We start from the raw sequence: 19501 nt of genomic DNA on the forward strand, positions 1-19501 counted from the left end.
GTTTCTTGCGGCTGTATCTGTTCGAAGGCGTTAGCCGTTTTCTTCCGTATTGTAGCGATCCAGGCGAAACTGGCTGCCCAGGTAAAGCCGGCGGGCTTCCTCGTCTTCAGCCAGCTGATCGGCCGAACCTTCTTTGAGAATGTTTCCCTCGAACATAAGGTAGGCCCGGTCGGTAATGGCGAGCGTCTCATGGACGTTGTGGTCGGTGATGAATATGCCAATATTGCGGTGGCGAAGCTGGGCTACAATCTCCTGAATATCTTCCACTGCTATAGGGTCCACGCCGGCAAAGGGCTCGTCAAGCAGTATGAAATTGGGATCCGTAACCAGTGCGCGGGCAATCTCTGTGCGTCGGCGCTCGCCGCCGGAAAGGCTGTATCCTTTGTTGTTGACGACCTTCTGAAGTCCGAATTCTTCAATGAGCTGGTCAGTGCGATTCTGTACTTCGGTATCGCCCAGATCAAAGAATTGCAGAATGGATTCCAGGTTTTCGCGTACCGTGAGATTTCGAAACACACTGGCCTCTTGCGAAAGATAGCCGATACCCAGTCGCGCCCGCTTGTACATGGGCATGCTGGTTAGGTTCTGGTCGTCCAGGAAAATCTGACCGCTTTTGGGGGTCACAAGCCCCACAAACATGTAAAAAGTGGTGGTTTTTCCCGCGCCGTTGGGCCCGAGGAGGCCCACAATCTCACCCTGGGTAACATTGATGGATACATCCGAAACAACCGTTCGCCGCTTATAACTTTTCGTCAGTCCCTTGCTGTAGAGCGTCTTTTTGTTGGGTTGTTCCGTCATGAGAAGACGTTATTTCTTAAACCGCGGCAAGTTCGTTCAGGACCGATTCAAAAATGCGTTTTCCGTCATCAGAGCCGAGGATGCTTTCAACCGCACGTTCGGGATGGGGCATCATGCCCAGGACGTTGCGTTTTTCGTTGCAGATGCCTGCTATATTGTCGACCGAGCCGTTAAAATTGGCTTCCTGCGTAGTTTCGCCCCGGCTGTTGCAGTAGCGAAAGACAATTTGATCGTTATCCTGTAATTTTTTCAGCTGATCCTCGTCCGTCACATAGTTACCTTCGCCGTGGGCGACGGGCAGCTGAAGCACCTCTCCCTTGTCAATCGTTCGCGTAAAGAGGGTGTCCGATGTTTCGCACCGGAGGTGGGTCTGCTTGCAGACGAAGCGAAGTTGCTCGTTATGAAGCATGGCGCCGGGCAGCAGTCCGGCCTCCAGCAGGATCTGGAAGCCGTTGCAGATACCCAGTACGGGTCCTCCTTTTCGGGCGAAATCAATAACCGACTGCATAATGGGAGAGAAGCGGGCAATAGCCCCCGAGCGCAGGTAGTCGCCGTAAGAAAATCCGCCGGGCACAAGAAGAAAGTCAATATCCGACAGGTCAGTATCTTTATGCCAGAGAAACTGGGCCTTGGCATTCATAACATGCGCCAGTGCATGGTAGGCGTCATGATCGCAGTTCGAACCGGGAAAAACAATTACTCCAAAGTTAGCAGACACGGGTTTATCCTTTAATTTCGGTGATGAGTTGAATTTCTTTGAGCACGCCATTGACTTCGAAGCATTCTTCAAAGCTGCCTTCGAAGACTTCGGCCTTGCCCTCGTTATGTACTTTATAGGTTAGTTCTTCGGCATGAGACCGATTGCATCCCAATGCTTTTTTGAGTTGACCGATGACTTCTTCGAACGTGTGAACATCGTCGTCATAGAGTATAACTCGCCAGGGACTCTTTTCTTGTTCATCTTCCTGTTCTTTTTCAAGAACATCGACGTCAATGCCGGGTGTTTCCTGTTGGCTAGGTTCAGATCCCCAAACGTTCGCAAGCGGATCACTCATAGCAAAAAAATTAATTTTCGTGAATGGTGATCTCAAAATCCTCCATAACCTCATTAGCCAGCAGTTTTGTGCAGGCAGTCTCGGCAATATCAAAAGCAGCGTCCTTGCTATCGGCATCGATGTTTAACTCTATGAGCTTGCCAATACGGACGTTTTTGATGTCAGACAGCCCCAGGTTGGTTAATGCATGGTGTGCTGCTTTGCCTTGTGGATCTAATATGGATTTTCGTAATGTAACGTTGACTGTAGCCTTGTACATCAGTATAAAAAGTTGTGCAAGTTTAAATGAGGGTAAAGTTAATCTTTATTTAGCTTAGCTGCTAGCCGTTTACGGATAAAATTCCGGGCTCCTTCCCGCGACAGGTGATCAAGGTCAATCCATTGAATAAAATTCCACCGGCGGAACCATGAGAGCTGCCTTTTGGCGTAGCGCCTTGTCTTCGTCTTAATATCTTTAACCATCTGTTCACGGCTGATATTGCCTTCCAGGTACTGAATGGTTTGTTTATAGCCGACCGTATTAAGTCCGGGATCCTGCAGGCTGTATCCGCCCTTCAGGATGGCTTCTGTTTCTTCCAGCAGGCCTTGCTCAAACATGCGGTCCACGCGCCTGTTAATCCGACTATAGAGGACCTGTCGATCGCGTTTCAGACCGAACACAAGCAGGTCGTCGGGGACGGTAATGGTGTCCTCATCCGAATGAAAGGAGCTGAAGGGTTGTCCGGTCTGCATCCATACGTCAAGCGCACGGATAATCCGCTGGGTATTCATGCCGTCCATCTTCTGTGCGTATTCGGGATCGACCTTTTTCAACTGCTGGAAAAGGGGTTCAATACCTTCCTGTTCTATTTGAGCTTCGAGCTGTGCCACATTGGATGCGCTGGCTTCAGGCACATCATCCAGCGGTTGAATGGTACACTGAACATGCAGCGTACTCCCTCCCACATACAGCACATGGTGCCCGCGTCGGCTTATTTTCTCCTCCCATTGGCGGGCGCGTTCTTCGTAATTGGCTGCACTGTCTTTAACAGCGGGATCAATAATGGAGAGGTTGTAATGGGGGATGTCCTGCTGTTCTTCTTTTGAGGGTGTGGCGGTCCCTATATTCAGGTACTTGTAGCATTGACGGGAATCTACAGAAATAATTTCTGCACCCAGGGTGTGAGCTATGTCCACAGAGAGAGCCGTTTTGCCGACTGCTGTGGGACCAAGAAGTAAAATACGCACAGAAGAAAATTACATTCGTTAATTGCTCGGGAATTGATACCAATATAAGAAATATGCTCTTAGTTTTTGAATCGTATTCAGGTGGCAAAATTCTGCTTCCCAGCTGCGTTTTTTCTTGTATAAAGGGTGCGTTATTTGGTTGCTAAGAGAGCGAGGATTTATTAGTATACGGTACTTATTCTGCAGACTGTTTTCCGGTCTGCTAAAACGCTCAGCAAAATATTTTTTCTATGAGATTCAATTTATCAAGTAGTGAATTAGTTAAAGCACTCTCAGCCGTTTCGGGGGCTGTTCCTAATAAAGCTACACTTCCTATCCTGGAAACTATTCTTTTCAAGAGTGAGGATGGTCAACTTCGGCTGACAGCCACTGACCTGGAAATTTCGATTATCGAGTACATGGATGCTGACATTGAAGAAGATGGGGCCGTTGCCATACCGGCACGACGGTTAACGGAGACCCTGCGTCAGTTGCCGGATATTCCCGTGGCTTTTGAAGTTGATGAGAAATTTAATGTTAAGTTCCGCACCGATAAGGGAACCTACAAGCTGGTCGGGGAAGATCCGGATGAATTTCCCGAAGTTCCAAGTCTTGATGAGGGACATACGCTCGAGACAGCCAAGGATGATATGCTCAAAGCCATTAATAAAACCCTCTTTGCTGTATCCAACGACGATCTCCGTCCGGCAATGATGGGTGTTTATTTTGATATCGGTTCTGAGGAAAGCAAGTTTGTTGCTACGGACGGCCATCGGCTGGTCCGTTATATAAGGCAGGATTTGACCAGCGACAAGGACATTAACTTTATTGTTCCCGAAAAGGCGCTGAGCCTTGTTCAGAAAGCCCTGCACGGGGAGGAGTGTCTGCTGACCATTACAGAGGACCACGCGCGGTTCAAAAGTGGGAACACCATTGTTATTACCCGTCTGATCAATGAGCAGTACCCGAATTACGACTCTGTTATCCCTAGGGAAAATGACAAGACATTGATCATTAACAAGGAGCAGATGCTGGCTACGGTCAAGCGTGTAGCTATCTTTTCAAGCTCAACCACCCGGCAGATTCGGCTGCAGCTTCAGCCCGACAAGTTGACAATCCGGGCTGAGGATATTGATATGAGTAGTGAGGCAAAGGAAACCATCGCCTGCGAGTATGACAACGAGGAGGAGATGGAGATCGGTTTTAATGCCAAGTATTTAGCCGATGTATTGGGGAATGTGGATGACGAAGAAGTGCATTTCGAGTTTTCGACCCCCAACCGGGCAGGTATTGTAAAGCCTTCGGAAGAAGACCAAAATGAGCAAATGCTCATGCTTGTGATGCCGGTGATGCTGAATACCTATGCGTAATGTCATAACCCTTACAACCGATTTTGGGCTGAAGGATTATTATGTAAGTGCTATGAAGGCGGTGATGCTTGGCATCGCGCCCGAGGTTCGCCTGATCGATGTCTCCCACGACATCCCGTCCCAGGATATTATGGCGGGGTCATGGGTGTTGAAAAATTCAGCCATGCTCTTTCCCTCTAAGACGGTGCATGCGGTGGTTGTAGATCCCGGTGTGGGCACCGAGCGCCACCCGATTGCCCTGAAAGTGGAAGATCAGTTTTTTGTAGGTCCGGATAACGGTATCTTTTCGCTGCTCACGGCCAGCCGGGAGTATACGGCTGTACGTTTGACCCGCGAGCAATACCTGCGAGACAGTCCCTCTAGTACCTTTCACGGTCGCGATATCTTTGCGCCGGCAGCGGCTCATCTGAGCAGGGGCGTGCCGCTCGAGGAACTCGGGGAACCTCTCGACGAGCTGGTCAGTTATCGGTGGATGCAGCCGATAGCGGATAAAGACGGCGTGCAGGGAGCCGTTATTCATATCGACAAATTTGGCAATCTCGTTACCAACATACCGGAAGACCTTATCCATGAGGTAATCGGAAATCAGAAAGTCAAAATTTATGTTGGAAATGTGATCCTCAACGACATCTCAACCACTTTTGGCGATGTGACGGAAGGGGAGCCGGTGGCCTATATTGGGAGTGCCGGTATGCTCGAAGTGGGTATCAACAAGGGGAATGCTGAAGAGATGCTGGGAGTTCAGAAAGGGGCTCAGATATCCCTGGTATTGCAAAAGTAAGGTTCATTGTAACTCTTGCAGCCCATTCACGTATTATTTCTTAGTTCATACATTCACCTGAGTTGTAATGAATATGCCCGGGATCCGGAACGCTGAATAGGGATCTCCTTGCTGTTCAGAATGACCGAATCGCTATGTCTATGTCTCTCGAAATTCGATCTCCCAAATATGAGCGGGCCGCAATAACCATTCCCGCCGAAGCGGCCAATCTTCAAAAGAGATTCAACGGTACGGTATGCTCGAGCAAGGGCGATGAGTATGTGATCCGCAACAATATTATTGATCTGCTGGAGGATGACATCCCGGAGATGTCGTGGGCTCAGAGTTCCAATCACTGGAAAGTGACAGCGGCTTTGTATGAGGATATCTGGCGTAAACGTTCTCTGTCCATTTTATCGGGCGAGGATTTTCCGATTCAGAAGGAACAGGAGCTGCTGATGAGCTGGCTGAATCCCCAATCACACCATAAATACCTGGACATCGGCTGTTCAACAGCTCTGTACGGCCGGCTGATTAAAAAAGAGGTGACTGACTGTGAGGTCGTATCGCTGGATTTTTCTCACCAGATGCTCGAGGAGGCGCGAATTAAATCGGAGGTGGAAGGGGTCGATCAGTACCTGCTGCGGGCTGATGCACGTCATTTACCGTTCTTCAGTGCCACTTTTGACGGCTTGGCCATGGGCGGGACGCTCAATGAATTGACCGACCCGGCCAGAGTCTTGTATGAGGCCCGCCGGGTGATAAAAAAGGACGGGGCCTTCTTTATGATGCATTTGATCAAGGCCGACGCCTGGTATGTTCGGCTGCTGCAGGAATCAGCGGAATTCGGTGGTATCACGTTCTGGTCGACGGAGGAAAGCAATGAACTGTTTGAACAAACCGGCTTCAGGGTCGCTGACCAGTTTAGCAAGGGCATCGTCTGTTTTACGAAACTTATTCCGGCATAATGAAAACAGATACAGAAGAGCCTGAAGCAGGCCTGCAGCTATGTAATGCGGTATCTACATCTGTTCGGGGGCACTGATGCCCAGGATGCCAAGGCCGTTGGCCAGGACCTGTGCGGTTGCTTTGGCGAGGGCCGTTCGGGCCTGCACCAGCTTTTCGTCTTCACCAAGAATACGGCAGTCGTGATAAAAGGAGGTGAAATGGGATGCCAGGTCATCCAGGTAGTTGATCAGACGGTGCGGCTCACGGCTCTCGGCAGCGCTTTGAATCATCTCAGGAAAGCGGATCATGCTTTTGATGAGTTTATTCTCCGATTCATGGGTCAGGATGGTTAAGTCCGGTGCTTCCCCAAAGGCGTATTCCTGTTTCACTTTCCGGAGGATGCTGTGGATCCGCGCATGGGCATATTGCAGATAAAAAACAGGGTTCTTTTCGCCTTCCTCCTTGGCCGCGGCCACGTCAAATTCCAGGTGGGTGTTGGGCGCCCGCATCAGGAAGAAAAAGCGTGTGACATCCGGGCCCACCTCATCCATTAACTCATCAAGGGTAATGAAATTGGCTTTGCGGGTGCTCATCTTAAACGGTTTGCCTTCTTTTACGATGGTAACAAACTGGTAGACGATCACATCCACCCTGGATCGGTCATAGCCGAGGGCTTCGAGGCCGGAGAGGACATCCGGGTAGGTATCGATATGGTCGGCCCCAAAGACATCAATGCACTGGTCATATCCACGCTCCAGCTTGTTGGCATGATAGGCTATATCCGGGAGGCGATAGGTGGGTTCGCCGGTGCTTTTGACGAGCACGGTGTCTTTTTCCTTGCCGAAGCGGCTGGTTCGAAACCAGGTGGCCCCGTCCTTGTCGTACGCCAGGTCTTTCTCGCGGAAGGCGTTTACGACTTGATCAATGGAACCGTCGTCGTAGACTTCCTGCTCGTTGAAGAAGAGGTCCATCTTAATGTTCATCCGCTGCAGGGTCGCCTGGATTTCCTCGAAGATTAATTGTTCGGCCTTCTCTTTGAAGGCGGTGATGTCGCTGGTGTCCAGAAGGGCTTCGCCGTGTTCCTCAACAAGGGCATGTGCAATATCACGAATGTATTCTCCCTCATAGCCGTCCTCGGGAAGTTCCGCATCCTGTCCCAGCTCCTGCCGGTAGCGGGCCTGCACGCTTTGCCCCAGCATGCGCATTTGACGGCCGGCATTGTTAAAATAATATTCCCGGTCCACCTCAGCCCCGGTCCATTCTAACAGGCGAGCCACCGTATCGCCCAGGACGGCATTGCGACCGTGCCCAACGGTGAGGGGGCCCGTGGGATTGGCGCTGACAAATTCGATGAGAATGCGCTGCCCGGCCCGTGTTTCTGTTTCCCCGAAGCGGGCCCCCTGGTCCAAAACACCCTGCAACTCTTCAAATAAATAGTTTTCAGCATAGCGAAAATTGATAAAACCCGGTCCCGCTATCTCAACAGCATCAATTTTCCGGGGATCATACTCCATCTTCTCCACGATCTCCTCGGCAATACTCCGGGGATTCATCTTGAGCGTGCCGGCCAGGTTTAGGGCAATATTGGAGGCCGAATCGCCGTGTTCGGGCTGGTTCGGTTTTTCAATCTGAATCTCGGGTATCTCCTCCTTCGAGAGGTCGAACTGATTCAGGGCCGTAGTGATAATAGAGCGCAGGTAGTCCTTCATGGTTATGGTATTCATTTCAATAAATTCAAAATGCTAAATATAACCAGTAGAATTAGGAATTGAGAATTTAGAATGATGATTTTTTGGGGTTTTGTTGACAGCACTGCAAGCGGCTGGCAAAGAGGGGTGCGGCGTTCTCGATGAGCGGTCAGCTCAACGTTTACCATTTGGATGGCCGGGCACTGTGTTTTATCCGGTGCGGGGTTCCCTTATTTTACATCCCTAATTCAGATGCCCTTTGGCCCGGAAACTGGTATAACTGTCGCCGGCAATGATGATATGGTCATCGACAGGAATTCCCAGTAGTTTTCCTGACTCGGCAATCCGTCTGGTCAGCCGGATGTCTGCCTTTGATTCTTTGTTTTGTCCACTGGGGTGGTTGTGCAGCAGAAGGATGCTGTTTGCCTCGTTCATCACGGCCTGGCGCATCACCTCGGCCGGGTCCACAATGGTGGCTGTGGCGCCGCCGGAGCTTATCTTTTTATGCCCCATGACAATCTTGGCATTATTCAGGAATGCCACGAGGAAGACTTCCCTGGTGAGATCGCGCAATTTGGGCCCGAAATAGGCGACGGCATCTTCCGGGGAGGTGATCTGGACCTGCTCTCCAAGTCCGGCCACCTGTATGCGTCGTGAGAGTTCAAATACCGCCTCCAGCATGAGCGATTTTACATCACCCATGCCTGGTATCACCTTTAGGTCCTGCCATTCTTTGCGTGCGAGATAGCGGAGTCCGTCAAAATGGTTGAGCAGGGCTTGTGCCATTTGAATGACATTCATCTTTTTGCTTCCGGTACGCAGGAGTATGGCAAGAAGTTCTGCGTCCGAGAGGCTCTCACTGCCGTAAGTCATGAGTTTTTCCCGGGGCTGTTCATCGGGGTTCATCTCCTTGACGGTTCTTCTGAAGAAATGGTCGGCTTCGAACTGTTCTTGGTCAGACATAAGGTTGGACTGTATTTTGAGTTGCCGTTTATACAGTAAGACCCCCGAATGCCTCATCCCTTACAAAAAAAATGAGAATGAGGATAATCGGGCCTGGCGACCAGACTATGTCATGAGGTCATGCATGGTTGTTATGCCCTTTTGTTTTGCTTTTTTCAATAATTTTAGAAAAAGCTGAGCCGTGAGAAAGGCGTCTCCTGCCGCGGTATGGCGGTCATCCAGGGGGATGTGATACCGCCGGCACAGCGCGTCCAGGCCATAGTCCCTGGCAGGGATGAACTGATGGCCTGCATGCTTTCCCATTTCCAGTCGAATGGCCAGCTTCCGGGTATCCAGGCGGGCATTGAGCAGTTTCTTCAACCCCAAGGGGCGAACGGCTTTTTCAAGCATGGCGATATCGAAATGTATGTGATGGCCAACGATGATGGCATTTTCTATATCATCCAGAAAGAGTTTGACAAAATCTCGCAGGGACAGGGCATTCTCCACGTTGATGATCTGGTGAATTTTAATAGCCTCCCGTCCCACTTTTTTCTGCTTGAGGAAGTAGTGGCGTGCTGAGCTTATGCTGATGGCGTAGTTTTTGACTTTTATGCTCCCGTACGAGATGATATAATCTTTTTTTACATCCAGACCTGTAGTTTCGGTATCCAGGATGATAAAAGTCGCGTCCCCAATGCGAGGTGGGTAGACCGGCCCGCCTTCAAATTTTTGGCGATACCGGTCCACAAAGGACGGCGTATGCATATTGGTTTGGCGGAATAACGATGACCAGTCCATATCAGATACCTAAAAGGTCAAGCTGAAATCTGACCCTGATGATTCTTTGGAGCTCATGGATCGGGTAAAAGGCATTTTTTAGTAACTGACGCTGCAATTTACCCAGGGAGTCGGGGTCAATATACCGGCCCGAGTCATGTGCTTTCAACCCTTCCAGGGCCCTGAGGCGCATAAAAATTTCATATGCTTTCCCCGCCTCCAGAAATAATTCAGCCTGGTTGGGCTCCAGATCAGCCAACTTTTCATACCGTTTGCGAGTATTGGTAATATCGATGATACCATGACCCAGCACCAGCAGCCGGGCCGCATCCACCAGGGGCATCATGGCGCGCCGTTTTATATCAAATTTGTGCCTGTGGCGTCCCGATTTCTCAACCATCAGGTTTCTGAAAAAGCCGAGTGGCGGGGAATTGAGCAACGCATTTTTGGCCAGGAAATTCAGGAACAGTTCGTTGTTTTCAATCATGGTGGTGATGTGGTGGCCTAACTGCTCTGCCAGCGATGCATCGCCATGGACCGGACGGAAATCAAAAAAAATAGAGGCGTGCAGGAGCGCTTTCTCATCCGGAGTCTTGATCCAGTCTCCGAAGCAGTCTTTCCATGCCGACAGGGGTTGACACCAGCGGGGATTGCTGGCCATCATGCCGGCCGGGCAGTGTTGGAAACCACATCTTGCCAGTATGCTGACCACTTCCCTGGCCAGGGCCTGGAAATAGGCACGGGCGCGGTCGGCCTTGGGGTCCGGTGGGTCTTCATAGATGAGGGCGTTATCCATGTCTGTACGCAGCAGCTGTTCTTGCCGACCCTCACTTCCCAGCGACAAAAAACAAAATTTCAGATTGTGGACGCCGGGATAGTCTGTAGCATGTTTGGCCTGTGCCAGCTCACATGCCTTCTGTATGATAATATCATTAATCTCTGTGATGACATTTGTGATAAAGGGGATGGAGACTTCATTTTCCAGGTAGTATTCCAACAGCAGTTCGGCCTTGTCTCGCAGCCGTACCAGTTCATTCACGCTGTCTGAGCCGAGCAGCGCTTTGATGATGACTGCCGGACTATTTCCCTGCGAGAGCAAGAGATCGTGATCCGAGACAATACCGATCACTTTGCTCTGGTCCGATCCGTCCTCGGTTAAAATGAGATGATGCACCCGGTGATTGATCATGGTCAAATAGAGGGTGGCAAAATCAGCCTTCTCGTCCAGCGTAATAACCGGGCTGCTCATAATTTCCTTTACCGGCGTGCTGTAGGACTTGTCGGCGGCTATGACCTTGTTGCGAAGATCCTTATCTGTGATGACCCCCCTGGGGTACCCCTGTTTGTCGACAATGACGATGGAGCCTACTTTCCGTTCGCTCATCATTCGGGCGGCCTGCCCTACTGTTTCATGGACGGCACAGCTAAGAACATCCCCGGAGAAATGCAGGTCCGATTGGCCCGAGAAAATAGCCAGTCCCCGCTGATCCGTCTTGCCTGAAAATCCGGTGGTAGCCAACTCAGCCCCCGAAAGATCGCGCTTCACGACGACCTGGCCCGAAGCAAATCCGGCAGCAAAATATTGGTTAACCCGGTTATTTTCGGTCAGGATTCGTTTAAAAACGGGGGTGGGGATGGCGTAGACCAAACTGTCTTCATCGGCCAGGGCGTCTAGTACATAAGACCTTCTGCCCAGCAGGGCCCGTACGCCAAAGACATCGCCTTCATCGCAATACGCTACGGGTACAGGCTCTCCCTGCCCATCATCTTCTGTCAGAACCACGGCTCCCTCCTTGAGGACATAAAAGTGATTTTTAGCGGTCTCACCCGTACGAAAAAGGTACTCACCCTTTGCAAAGTAGATGATTTCTACTTCGGACGCTACCGTTTGCAGCAGCTCCTCCGAGAGAAAGCTGAACGGAGGGTATTGTTTGAGGTACTCCTTGACCCTGTTAACAATGACATTTGCCATGACAGAATAGTGGCTTGATAAAAATAGCTGGCTCCTTTACTGACAATGTATAGAAGTAATAACAAAAAAATGACAATAATTGAACCGGGCAAGGCTTTTGCTCAACGCTCTGCCTCTTGAGCAGAAAAAATGGTTTTCACGGTCAATCCATGGGGCTTCATTCATCATCCGGGCCGCCCATCAGGGGCTCGTTCATCGCCCGGATGCTGGCGTTGGGCAATCCCTCGGGATAGTTGTGTTTGCAGATGTCAAGAACTTCAATGACCATCGCCAGGTGCAGCTGTTTGGAATCTTCGTAAAACTGTTGTGCCTCCTCGCTCAGCTTGGGTTTGCCGTGCAGGGGTTTGTCACTCACGCAGAGCAGGGTGGCATTGGGGATGCGGTAGCGATAGCCGTTGGTGGCCACCGTAGCTGATTCCATGTCCACAGCAATGCTCCTGCTCATGTGGATCTGCTCGACGGTACGTCGTTTTACGAATTCCCAGTTGCGGTTGGCGGTGGTGTAAATGGTGCCCATCCGGTGACTGCGGTCGTATTTGTCCAGTATTTCCTTCAGGTAGACATTCAGCAGATAATTGGGCGTGATCGGGATGTTGAGCGGCAGGATATCATCCAGAATACCGTCATTGCGCATGAAGCCGGTTGCCAATACAAAGTCCCCAATATCCTGGTGGTTGCGAAGTCCGCCACAGTGGCCCACCATAATCATGGCGTCGGGACGCAGTACTGCGATATGGTCGGTAATGGTTTTGGCGTTGGCGGGCCCCACCCCGATATTTACAAGTGAGATCCCCTTGTTATCGTCCAGCTTGTGATGGTAGGCCGGCATCTGGACCCCGCTGCGGACGGGACCGGTGCAGTCGGGAAATTTATCCTGGAAGACCTCCACATGCATGTCATAATTGGTAAAAAGGATGTAGCGTTGAAAGTCTTCGGGCTTGGTGCCGGTATAATGCTCCAGCCGGTTGAGTGAGATCTCAATGCGTTCGGGGCTGAAAAGAAATAACTTCTTTTGCGTGATGTCCCACTGGTCTTCGTCGGTGTTATCCAACAGGCTGGGATCGTTCATGGTCAGCCGCTCGCGCGAGGGGTGGATGTTGATTTCCGCTCCCTTCTGGGCCAGTTTCCTGAGTTCGCGCAAGAGGTACCAACGGTAGGATTTCGGGCGTGCCATCTCACCGGTAATCACCGGATTGTGTTTGGACCACGACCGTTTGACCAGTACATTCGGATAGTCGCCGTTTTCATAAATGGTTTCCATGATATCACACGCTTTCTCAACCCGCTGGTTGATTTCATTCTCAGAGTGAATATCTTCAGGTTGAAATTTAAAGTGATCAGTCATAAAAAAACGTCTTATGAATAAAAAATCCTTTCAATTTACCATTGAGCCATGGTCGGTAGAGCATGAAAATAAGGAATATCAGACACCAATATTCAATCTTTTGCAGCGAAAAATGGTACTGGAAGCTGCCGGGGAGTATAATGAGGGTGACTTCTACGTGCTGGAAGCTCCTGAATGGGTTAATGTGATCCCGGTGACGACGGATCAGCAGGTTGTGCTGGTCGAGCAATACCGATATGGGATAGAGCAGCCTACACTCGAGATTCCCGGCGGGTTGGTTGATCCCGGAGAAACCCCCGGGGAGACAGCGAAGCGCGAACTGGTGGAGGAGACGGGCTACCGCTCGGATTCGTGGAGCAGCCTGGGCAAAGTTAGCGCCAATCCCGCAATGATGAATAACTTTTCCCATGTTTTTCTGGCCGAAGGCTGCAGGTACGAAAAAAAGCAGAATACCGACCAGCACGAGCGCATACATGTCCACCTGCTTCCGATCGACACCTTCCTGGATTATGTAGCCGACGGTACGATTCATCACAGCATCGTGGTGGCTGCCGCCGCCAAATATTTGCTGTATAAAGGAAGGTACAGCTAATTTCGGATGGAGAGCTATTTCCGCCGCCGGGAGGGGCATGGGTGATCATTTTCCCCTTATGCCGGCCTATGATGGGGCTGTCCGGCTTCTGGGCTTCATCGAATCTTCAACTTGGCACCGTACCTTTGCTTCATCAAAGAATAATTGCAGTATCAGGGGAATCCCGTTATTATACAACGGCCGTAAAACAGCCTGGCACAAGTCCAAGATTTCCGGTTCAGATATTTGCCAAATAACCAATCCAAAACAGGTGTAACATGATAGAAGTCGGAGCCAAGATTAATACGGATTTTGCGATTGATATCGTTAAAAAGGGGGAAGAGCAAACGGTCATCTTCGACGAACTGCTTGACCGGCCAACCATTGTTTCGGTCTATATGCGAAATAATACTTCGGGCTGTGACAAACAGAACAAGAGTCTGGCCGCCGAGGCCGACTGGTTTGATGAGCAGGGCTACAACCTGGTAGCAATAAGCAAGGATACCTGCGGCTCGCACAAGAACTATGCAGAAAAGCTGGGCATCAACTATGTACTGGCTTCTGATCCCGAGTATAAGTTTGCCGAAGCCACCGACTCCATTGTGGAAAAAAATATGTTTGGCAATACGTACGAAGCTCCGACCCGGTCGGCCTACCTCATTGATACCGATGGGACGGTCAGGGCCGTTATAGAAAAAGTAAATACTAAAGATCATGCCGGAGAGTTAAAGGATATGATCAAGAATTTGTAGAAAAAGTATTATATGAAGTCTCTTGTAATTGTAGAGTCACCTACTAAAATTAAAACGCTCAAAAAGTATTTGCCGGGCGACTATGTCATTGATTCGTCGATGGGACATATCCGTGATCTCCCGGCCAATGCCAAGGAGATCCCCAAGAAATTCAAGGGGAAGGACTGGGCAAACCTGGGGGTGAATACGGAGGAGGATTTTGAGCCCCTGTATGTGATTCCATCCAGTAAAAAGAAAGTGGTTAAGCGCCTGAAAAAAGAGCTGAAGGATGCTGATGAACTTATCCTGGCGACGGATGAAGATCGCGAGGGTGAAGCTATCTCCTGGCATCTGACGGAGATTCTGAAACCAAAGGTGCCGGTTAAGCGAATGGTGTTTCGTGAGATTACCAAGGAAGCCATACAGGAAGCCCTGAATCATTTTCGGGATATCGATCTTAACCTGGTCAATGCCCAGGAGGCGCGCCGGATTATCGACCGCCTGGCCGGTTATACCATTTCTCCCCTCCTCTGGAAAAAGATTGCTCCTGGCCTATCGGCTGGACGCGTGCAGTCGGTGGCTGTACGATTCCTGGTGGAGCGCGAACGGGAGCGCATGAAGTTCCGCTCGGCCCGCTACTGGGATTTGAAGGCCCGTCTCCATAAAACAGGCCAGGAAACAATTTTTGAAGCTGACCTGACGCACCTGGATGGCAAACGACTGGCTTCCGGCAAGGATTTTGATGAAAATACCGGAAAGCTCAAAAAGCCTGAAAAGGTTGTCCTGCTGGATGATGAGTCGGCCGCTGAGCTCCGTGATGACCTGGACAAGGCGCAGTGGAAGGTTTCAGAAGTCAAGAAAAACCGTAAGAAGCGGAACCCTTCGCCCGCTTTTATTACGTCAACGCTGCAGCAGGAGGCAAACCGGAAATTGAATTTTTCGGCCAAGCAGACTATGGGCGTCGCTCAGAAGCTCTATGAAAATGGGTATATCACCTACATGCGTACCGACTCTGCACGCTTGTCCGGCCAGGCCATTAATGCAGCGCGCAATGCGGTGAAACAGGAGTACGGGGATGAGTACCTTTTTGAACGCGTTCGAAATTACGGCGGCGGCTCCAAAGGGGCCCAGGAAGCACATGAGGCTATCCGGCCGGCCGGCAGCAGTTTCCGAAAGCCTGAGAAGACGGGTCTTCGGGGCGCTCAGTTTAAACTTTATGATCTTATCTGGAAACGCACGATTGCGACCCAGATGGCCCGGGCAGAGCTCGAGTTTACCAATGTCACCATCGAAGCTAAAGCGGATGGGAAGGTTGCTGAATTCAGAACCAGCGGGAAGAAGATTATATTTCCGGGTTTCTTCCGCGCTTATGTGGAGGGCAGTGATGATCCGGATGCGGCCCTGGAGAACCAGGAGAAATTTCTGCCTGTATTAAGTGAAGGGGAAGAAGTGAGCGAGGAAGGCATAGAGCCGATATCGCACGAGACCAAGCCCCCGGCCCGCTACACCGAGGCCACGCTCGTTAAAGAATTGGAAAAACGGGGCGTGGGTCGTCCGAGTACGTATGCCTCTATTATCAGTACCGTTCAGAACCGCGGTTACGTGGAAGCTGACGGGAAAACCCTGGTGCCCACCTTCACCGCCTTTGCTGTTACCGAGCTGCTCGAAAAGAACCTGCATGATGTGGTAGACAGTGATTTTACATCCGAAATGGAGTCCAGGCTGGATGAAATTGCCCGCGGCAAGCTGGATACGAATCAGTACCTGGACACCTATTACAATGGGAAACAGGGACTCAAGGCGAAGGTTGATGAGCAGGAAGACAAGATTAATCCCCGGGAGGCTCGTCATCTCGATCTGCCGCTGCCCAATTTGAACGGTATCAAGGTTTTTGTGGGCCGATATGGTCCCTACATCAAGACGGAGAAAGACGACGAGGAAATTACGACCTCCATCCCCGAGAGCTGGAAACCCAGCGACATTACTGTTGAAAAGCTGGAGGAATTGATCAAGACGGAGGAAGAGGGGCCGAAGTCCATCGGTAAACATCCTGAAACGGACGAGCCGGTGTATGTGCTCAACGGCCGCTACGGTCCTTATGTCCAGGTTGGCGAAGTCACCGACGACAACAAGAAACCGCAGCGCGCTTCACTGCTCAAAGGCATGAAGCCCGAGGATGTAGACCTGGAGCTGGCCCTTCGGCTGCTGGAGCTGCCCCGTCCGCTGGGCAAGCATCCCGAAACCGGCAAGGTGATCAAGGCCGGGGTTGGGCGTTATGGTCCGTTTGTGGTGCACGACGGCAATTTTGCTTCGCTCAGGCGCAGTGATCATGTGCTGGATGTTGAGCTGGACCGGGCCGTGGAACTGTTGGAAAACAAGAAGAAGAAAAAATCCAAAAGCAGTTCGGTTATCAAGGAGCTGGGCAAGCACCCGGACAACGGGAAAAAGGTTCGGGTAATGGACGGCCGCTACGGCCCGTATATCAAATACGGTAAAAAGAACATCAGCTTGCCGGATGACTTCGACCCGGAGGATGTGTCGATGGATATTGCAGTGCAGCTGATCGAGGAAAAGGGTAAATAACCGGGCGGCAGCGGAGAATGTTTTCGGCCGCCTGCTAAATTTTTACATGACAATGATCTGTTAGTTTTCTAATTTGGGGAGTCATGAAAAAAACGTCTGAACATTATTTCCAATATCCGGGCAATCTGCATGAGATCGACCTGGCTACGCTGGTTTCAATGTATCGTGACCGGGGTATTCCCAAAAAGGCGAAACCGGGCGAATATTTTGCCTGCGCCGCCACTGGAAATCTTATCAAGGGCGGCAAATGGTGGTTTGGACAGTATTACGACCAGAAGGCGTGGGACCGGACCCTGACCAAGGGGTGCGAAGGATACCCGCTTACGGAAGTGGAGATGAATATCCTGGGCATGGCCTATGCATCTGAGGGCGAAGCACCACAACGCAGCTATGTGGAGCAGAATGCAGGTGTCATTAACAAGCTCTCCTATATGATCGTGAATGATTTGAAGGAGTTTGGTTTTCTCTCCATCGACGACCAGAAAAGACTGCTCATTACTCCGCGGGGGGAGAAAGCGCTGCAGGGTATTGCCAAGCGCATCTACGGGAAAAAATTCCACCCCGATATGCTGAAAATAAACCAGGAGGACGTTGTCCAGCCTGTTATGGAGCGAGCCCAGAAAGAAGACAGCGAGCAGGCCAGCCTGTTTTAACTTCAATTCTCCCAATCTGCCTGTCTTTATTTCTAGACAATATGGCCATGGCCAAGCCCCATTATTTTATCGGATTCCATCGGCATAAAAAAGCCCCGCAAGGCCGGCGACTGCGGGGCAGTATTCTATCTGTGCTGTAGCTGAATGCGTTCAGTCCGGGCTGTTGCTTATCAGGGCGTTCGCGTACTGTCCATGCGCTGGGCAGTGTCGATGATGTTGTTATCCCGGTCAATGTCGGCCAGCCGCATGCTGGGATCTATTTCAATACGCTTGATGGAAGAAGCAGGCTGCGAGATCTCCAGCGTATAGGTGGGATTGACCCAGGGCCAGTCGGAGGCGGTGGTCCGGGGGATGTCATTATGCTCTTTCTCCTTGGTTCCCCGCATGATGCGAAGGGGAATATAGAAAAGCTCCTGCGAGCCATCCTTGTATTCGACTATCAGGTCGATGGGCATGGGTGTAAGACCGATGCGTTCCAGCGTCACATAGGTGGTGCTGGAGCCGCTGAGTACCGACTGAATGCCGTAGTCGATCGTCTTGGTTGTTTCAATAAAGTACTCGTAGTACCAGTCTAACACCATGTTGGATTCCTTCTCCATAACACGAAGGAAATCGCGTCCGTCGGGATGTTTGAATTTCCAGGTATTGAAATATCGGTTCATGCCGCGGTTGAAGGCCTCCGTACCCACAATATAGCGCAGCTGGTTTAAGAAGACGGCCCCGGTCGAATAAGAGGCTACCCCGTAACCGGCGTTGGTCTCAAAATGATCGGCATGCGTATCCAGCGCCTCAAACCGTCCGCTTCGGTGCATCCTGTAGTAGGATCGGTAGGAGTTTTCATGTGGATGCTCGCTCTTGCCCTCATTGAACAGGTGATCCATGGTCAGGGACGAGGTATAAGTCGTGAACCCTTCGTCCATCCAGGGGAAACGGCTTTCGTTGGTGCCCAGCACCCCGTAGTACCAGTTATGGATAAACTCATGCACGGTGACGCCTACAAGACTTCCGAGTGAGCGGTTGCCGGTAATCAGGGTGGCCATGGGATATTCCATGCCCCCGTCGCCCCCCTGGATGACCGTAAACTTGTCGTAGGGATACTTTCCAAAATTCCGGTTCATAAACTGGAAGGCTTTGACGGTATATTCGGGGAGCTGTTTCCAGTTTTCAAGCAGCTGCTGCTGCGAATAGCGCTCCGCATTTTCTGCAACGGGGTCCGTCTGATACAGGAAATGCAGCGTGGGGCCGTCTGGAACCTGGGCCGTGGTATGGGTAAAATCAGGATCGGCTCCCCACATAAAATCGTGTACCCGGTCGGCCTTCCAGTGCCAGGTGATTTTGTCGGAATCCGGGCGTTCATACTCTTCGGCATAGCCGTGGCCTATTTCATCGGCATTCTGCAGGCGGCCGGTGGCTCCCATGACGTAGGAGCTGTCGATGGAAATTTTCACATCAAAGCTGCCCCAGACTCCGTAGAATTCCCGCCCGATGTAGGGGTTGGGATGCCAGCCGTTTTCATCGTATTCCGAAATTTTGGGATACCACTGGCTCATGGAGAATTCCACGCCCTCCTTGTTGTCCCAGCCTGAGCGTCTGATCTGCCGGGGCACCTGGCTGTCAAAGGTCATTTCAAATGTAGCGGTTTCACCGGGCAAGATCGGGTCCTGCAGGGTTACTTCAAGAATAGTGCCGTCGACCATATAATCAAGGGCTTCCCCGTTACGGGTCAGGCTGTTGATGTGGTGATAGCCGATTTCATCCTGCGGCAGCTCTGAAATACGGCTGCCCACCCGGCTGTCGGGGTCCTCAATGGACCGCGAGCGTACATCCATCATACTCCCGGGCTGAAAGGCATTGAAATACAGGTGGTAGAAAACCCGGTTGAGCGTGTCGGGTGAATGGTTGGTGTAGACCGCTTTTTGGGTGCCGCTGAATTGATGACTGGCCGCATCGACGTCGATTTCCATTTCGTAGTCGACCTCCTGCTGCCAGTAGCCGTTTTGCTGGCCTGACGCGGTCGTGAAAAGGGATAGAAAGAGGATGCCGAGAAGGGTAGCTTTGATTTTCATACCTTGTGATTTAATTAAAAATTGCTGTTGCGT

General features: G+C 51.0%; 18 protein-coding genes. 7 read left to right on the top strand and 11 right to left on the bottom strand.

The window, feature by feature from the left end:
• Window positions 1-30: 30 nt before the first annotated feature.
• Genes lptB through miaA form a run of 5 tightly spaced genes read right to left on the bottom strand, consistent with a single transcriptional unit; the run spans window position 31 to window position 3080 of the window.
• A complete protein-coding gene (gene lptB, locus FN808_RS15135; RefSeq protein ID WP_142715454.1) occupies window positions 31-798 on the bottom strand; it encodes an LPS export ABC transporter ATP-binding protein in 768 nt (255 codons plus the stop codon).
• A 16-nt stretch (window positions 799-814) separates the two neighbouring features.
• Window positions 815-1516: a phosphoribosylformylglycinamidine synthase subunit PurQ gene (gene purQ / locus FN808_RS15140; protein WP_246068371.1), complete on the bottom strand. Its 702-nt coding sequence runs from the start codon at window positions 1514-1516 to the stop codon at window positions 815-817.
• Between the two features lie 4 nt (window positions 1517-1520).
• The gene (locus tag FN808_RS15145) at window positions 1521-1853 is read right to left on the bottom strand and encodes an ATP-dependent Clp protease adaptor ClpS (RefSeq protein ID WP_142715456.1); all 333 of its coding nucleotides are present in this window, start codon (window positions 1851-1853) and stop codon (window positions 1521-1523) included.
• 10 nt (window positions 1854-1863) lie between these two features.
• Complete coding sequence (purS, locus tag FN808_RS15150) at window positions 1864-2112, bottom strand: phosphoribosylformylglycinamidine synthase subunit PurS (protein WP_142715457.1); 249 nt, start codon at window positions 2110-2112, stop codon at window positions 1864-1866.
• A gap of 38 nt (window positions 2113-2150) precedes the next feature.
• Window positions 2151-3080, bottom strand: a complete 930-nt coding sequence (gene miaA / locus FN808_RS15155; RefSeq protein WP_142715458.1) for a tRNA (adenosine(37)-N6)-dimethylallyltransferase MiaA — start codon at window positions 3078-3080, stop codon at window positions 2151-2153.
• Between the two features lie 230 nt (window positions 3081-3310).
• Between miaA and dnaN the strand changes: the two genes are divergently transcribed.
• The 3 genes from dnaN to FN808_RS15170 all read left to right on the top strand — a co-directional run bounded on the left by dnaN (window position 3311) and on the right by FN808_RS15170 (window position 6157).
• Window positions 3311-4429 carry a DNA polymerase III subunit beta gene (gene dnaN, locus FN808_RS15160; protein ID WP_142715459.1) on the top strand — a complete coding sequence of 373 codons (1119 nt, stop codon included), beginning with the start codon at window positions 3311-3313 and terminating at the stop codon, window positions 4427-4429.
• Window positions 4422-5210, top strand: coding sequence for an SAM hydrolase/SAM-dependent halogenase family protein (locus FN808_RS15165; RefSeq protein ID WP_142715460.1), 789 nt, complete (start codon window positions 4422-4424; stop codon window positions 5208-5210). The genes dnaN and FN808_RS15165 overlap by 8 nt, the downstream gene beginning before the upstream one ends.
• 134 nt (window positions 5211-5344) lie before the next feature.
• Window positions 5345-6157, top strand: a complete 813-nt coding sequence (locus FN808_RS15170; RefSeq protein WP_246068372.1) for a class I SAM-dependent methyltransferase — start codon at window positions 5345-5347, stop codon at window positions 6155-6157.
• 54 nt (window positions 6158-6211) lie between these two features.
• Here the strand turns inward: FN808_RS15170 and argS are convergent, their stop codons facing one another.
• The 5 genes from argS to FN808_RS15195 form a co-directional block, all read right to left on the bottom strand.
• Window positions 6212-7861, bottom strand: coding sequence for an arginine--tRNA ligase (argS, locus tag FN808_RS15175; RefSeq protein WP_246068373.1), 1650 nt, complete (start codon window positions 7859-7861; stop codon window positions 6212-6214).
• 207 nt (window positions 7862-8068) lie between these two features.
• A complete protein-coding gene (radC, locus tag FN808_RS15180) occupies window positions 8069-8788 on the bottom strand; it encodes a RadC family protein (protein ID WP_142715461.1) in 720 nt (239 codons plus the stop codon).
• A gap of 105 nt (window positions 8789-8893) precedes the next feature.
• Entirely contained in the window at window positions 8894-9568 is a 675-nt protein-coding gene (locus FN808_RS15185) for a 3'-5' exonuclease (protein WP_142715462.1), read from the bottom strand.
• A 1-nt stretch (window position 9569) separates the two neighbouring features.
• The gene (locus FN808_RS15190; protein WP_142715463.1) at window positions 9570-11519 is read right to left on the bottom strand and encodes a DUF294 nucleotidyltransferase-like domain-containing protein; all 1950 of its coding nucleotides are present in this window, start codon (window positions 11517-11519) and stop codon (window positions 9570-9572) included.
• A gap of 157 nt (window positions 11520-11676) precedes the next feature.
• Window positions 11677-12864 (bottom strand): phosphorylase family protein, encoded by a 1188-nt coding sequence (locus FN808_RS15195; RefSeq protein WP_142715464.1) that lies wholly within the window; start codon window positions 12862-12864, stop codon window positions 11677-11679.
• A 13-nt stretch (window positions 12865-12877) separates the two neighbouring features.
• Here FN808_RS15195 and FN808_RS15200 point away from each other — a divergent pair, with 13 nt between their 5' ends.
• The 4 genes from FN808_RS15200 (at window position 12878) to FN808_RS15215 (ending at window position 17402) form a co-directional block, all read left to right on the top strand.
• The gene (locus tag FN808_RS15200) at window positions 12878-13456 is read left to right on the top strand and encodes an NUDIX hydrolase (RefSeq protein ID WP_142715465.1); all 579 of its coding nucleotides are present in this window, start codon (window positions 12878-12880) and stop codon (window positions 13454-13456) included.
• Window positions 13457-13713: 257 nt separating this feature from the next.
• The gene (locus tag FN808_RS15205) at window positions 13714-14187 is read left to right on the top strand and encodes a peroxiredoxin (RefSeq protein ID WP_142715466.1); all 474 of its coding nucleotides are present in this window, start codon (window positions 13714-13716) and stop codon (window positions 14185-14187) included.
• Window positions 14188-14199: 12 nt separating this feature from the next.
• Window positions 14200-16749, top strand: a complete 2550-nt coding sequence (gene topA / locus FN808_RS15210) for a type I DNA topoisomerase (RefSeq protein ID WP_142715467.1) — start codon at window positions 14200-14202, stop codon at window positions 16747-16749.
• A gap of 83 nt (window positions 16750-16832) precedes the next feature.
• Window positions 16833-17402: a hypothetical protein gene (locus FN808_RS15215; RefSeq protein WP_142715468.1), complete on the top strand. Its 570-nt coding sequence runs from the start codon at window positions 16833-16835 to the stop codon at window positions 17400-17402.
• A 170-nt stretch (window positions 17403-17572) separates the two neighbouring features.
• Here FN808_RS15215 and FN808_RS15220 read toward each other — a convergent pair whose 3' ends face one another.
• The gene (locus tag FN808_RS15220) at window positions 17573-19468 is read right to left on the bottom strand and encodes a M1 family metallopeptidase (RefSeq protein WP_142715469.1); all 1896 of its coding nucleotides are present in this window, start codon (window positions 19466-19468) and stop codon (window positions 17573-17575) included.
• Window positions 19469-19501: the final 33 nt, after the last annotated feature.

The sequence above is a fragment of the Fodinibius sediminis genome, from assembly GCF_900182555.1.
Taxonomy (GTDB): Bacteria; Bacteroidota; Rhodothermia; order Balneolales; family Balneolaceae; genus Fodinibius; species Fodinibius sediminis.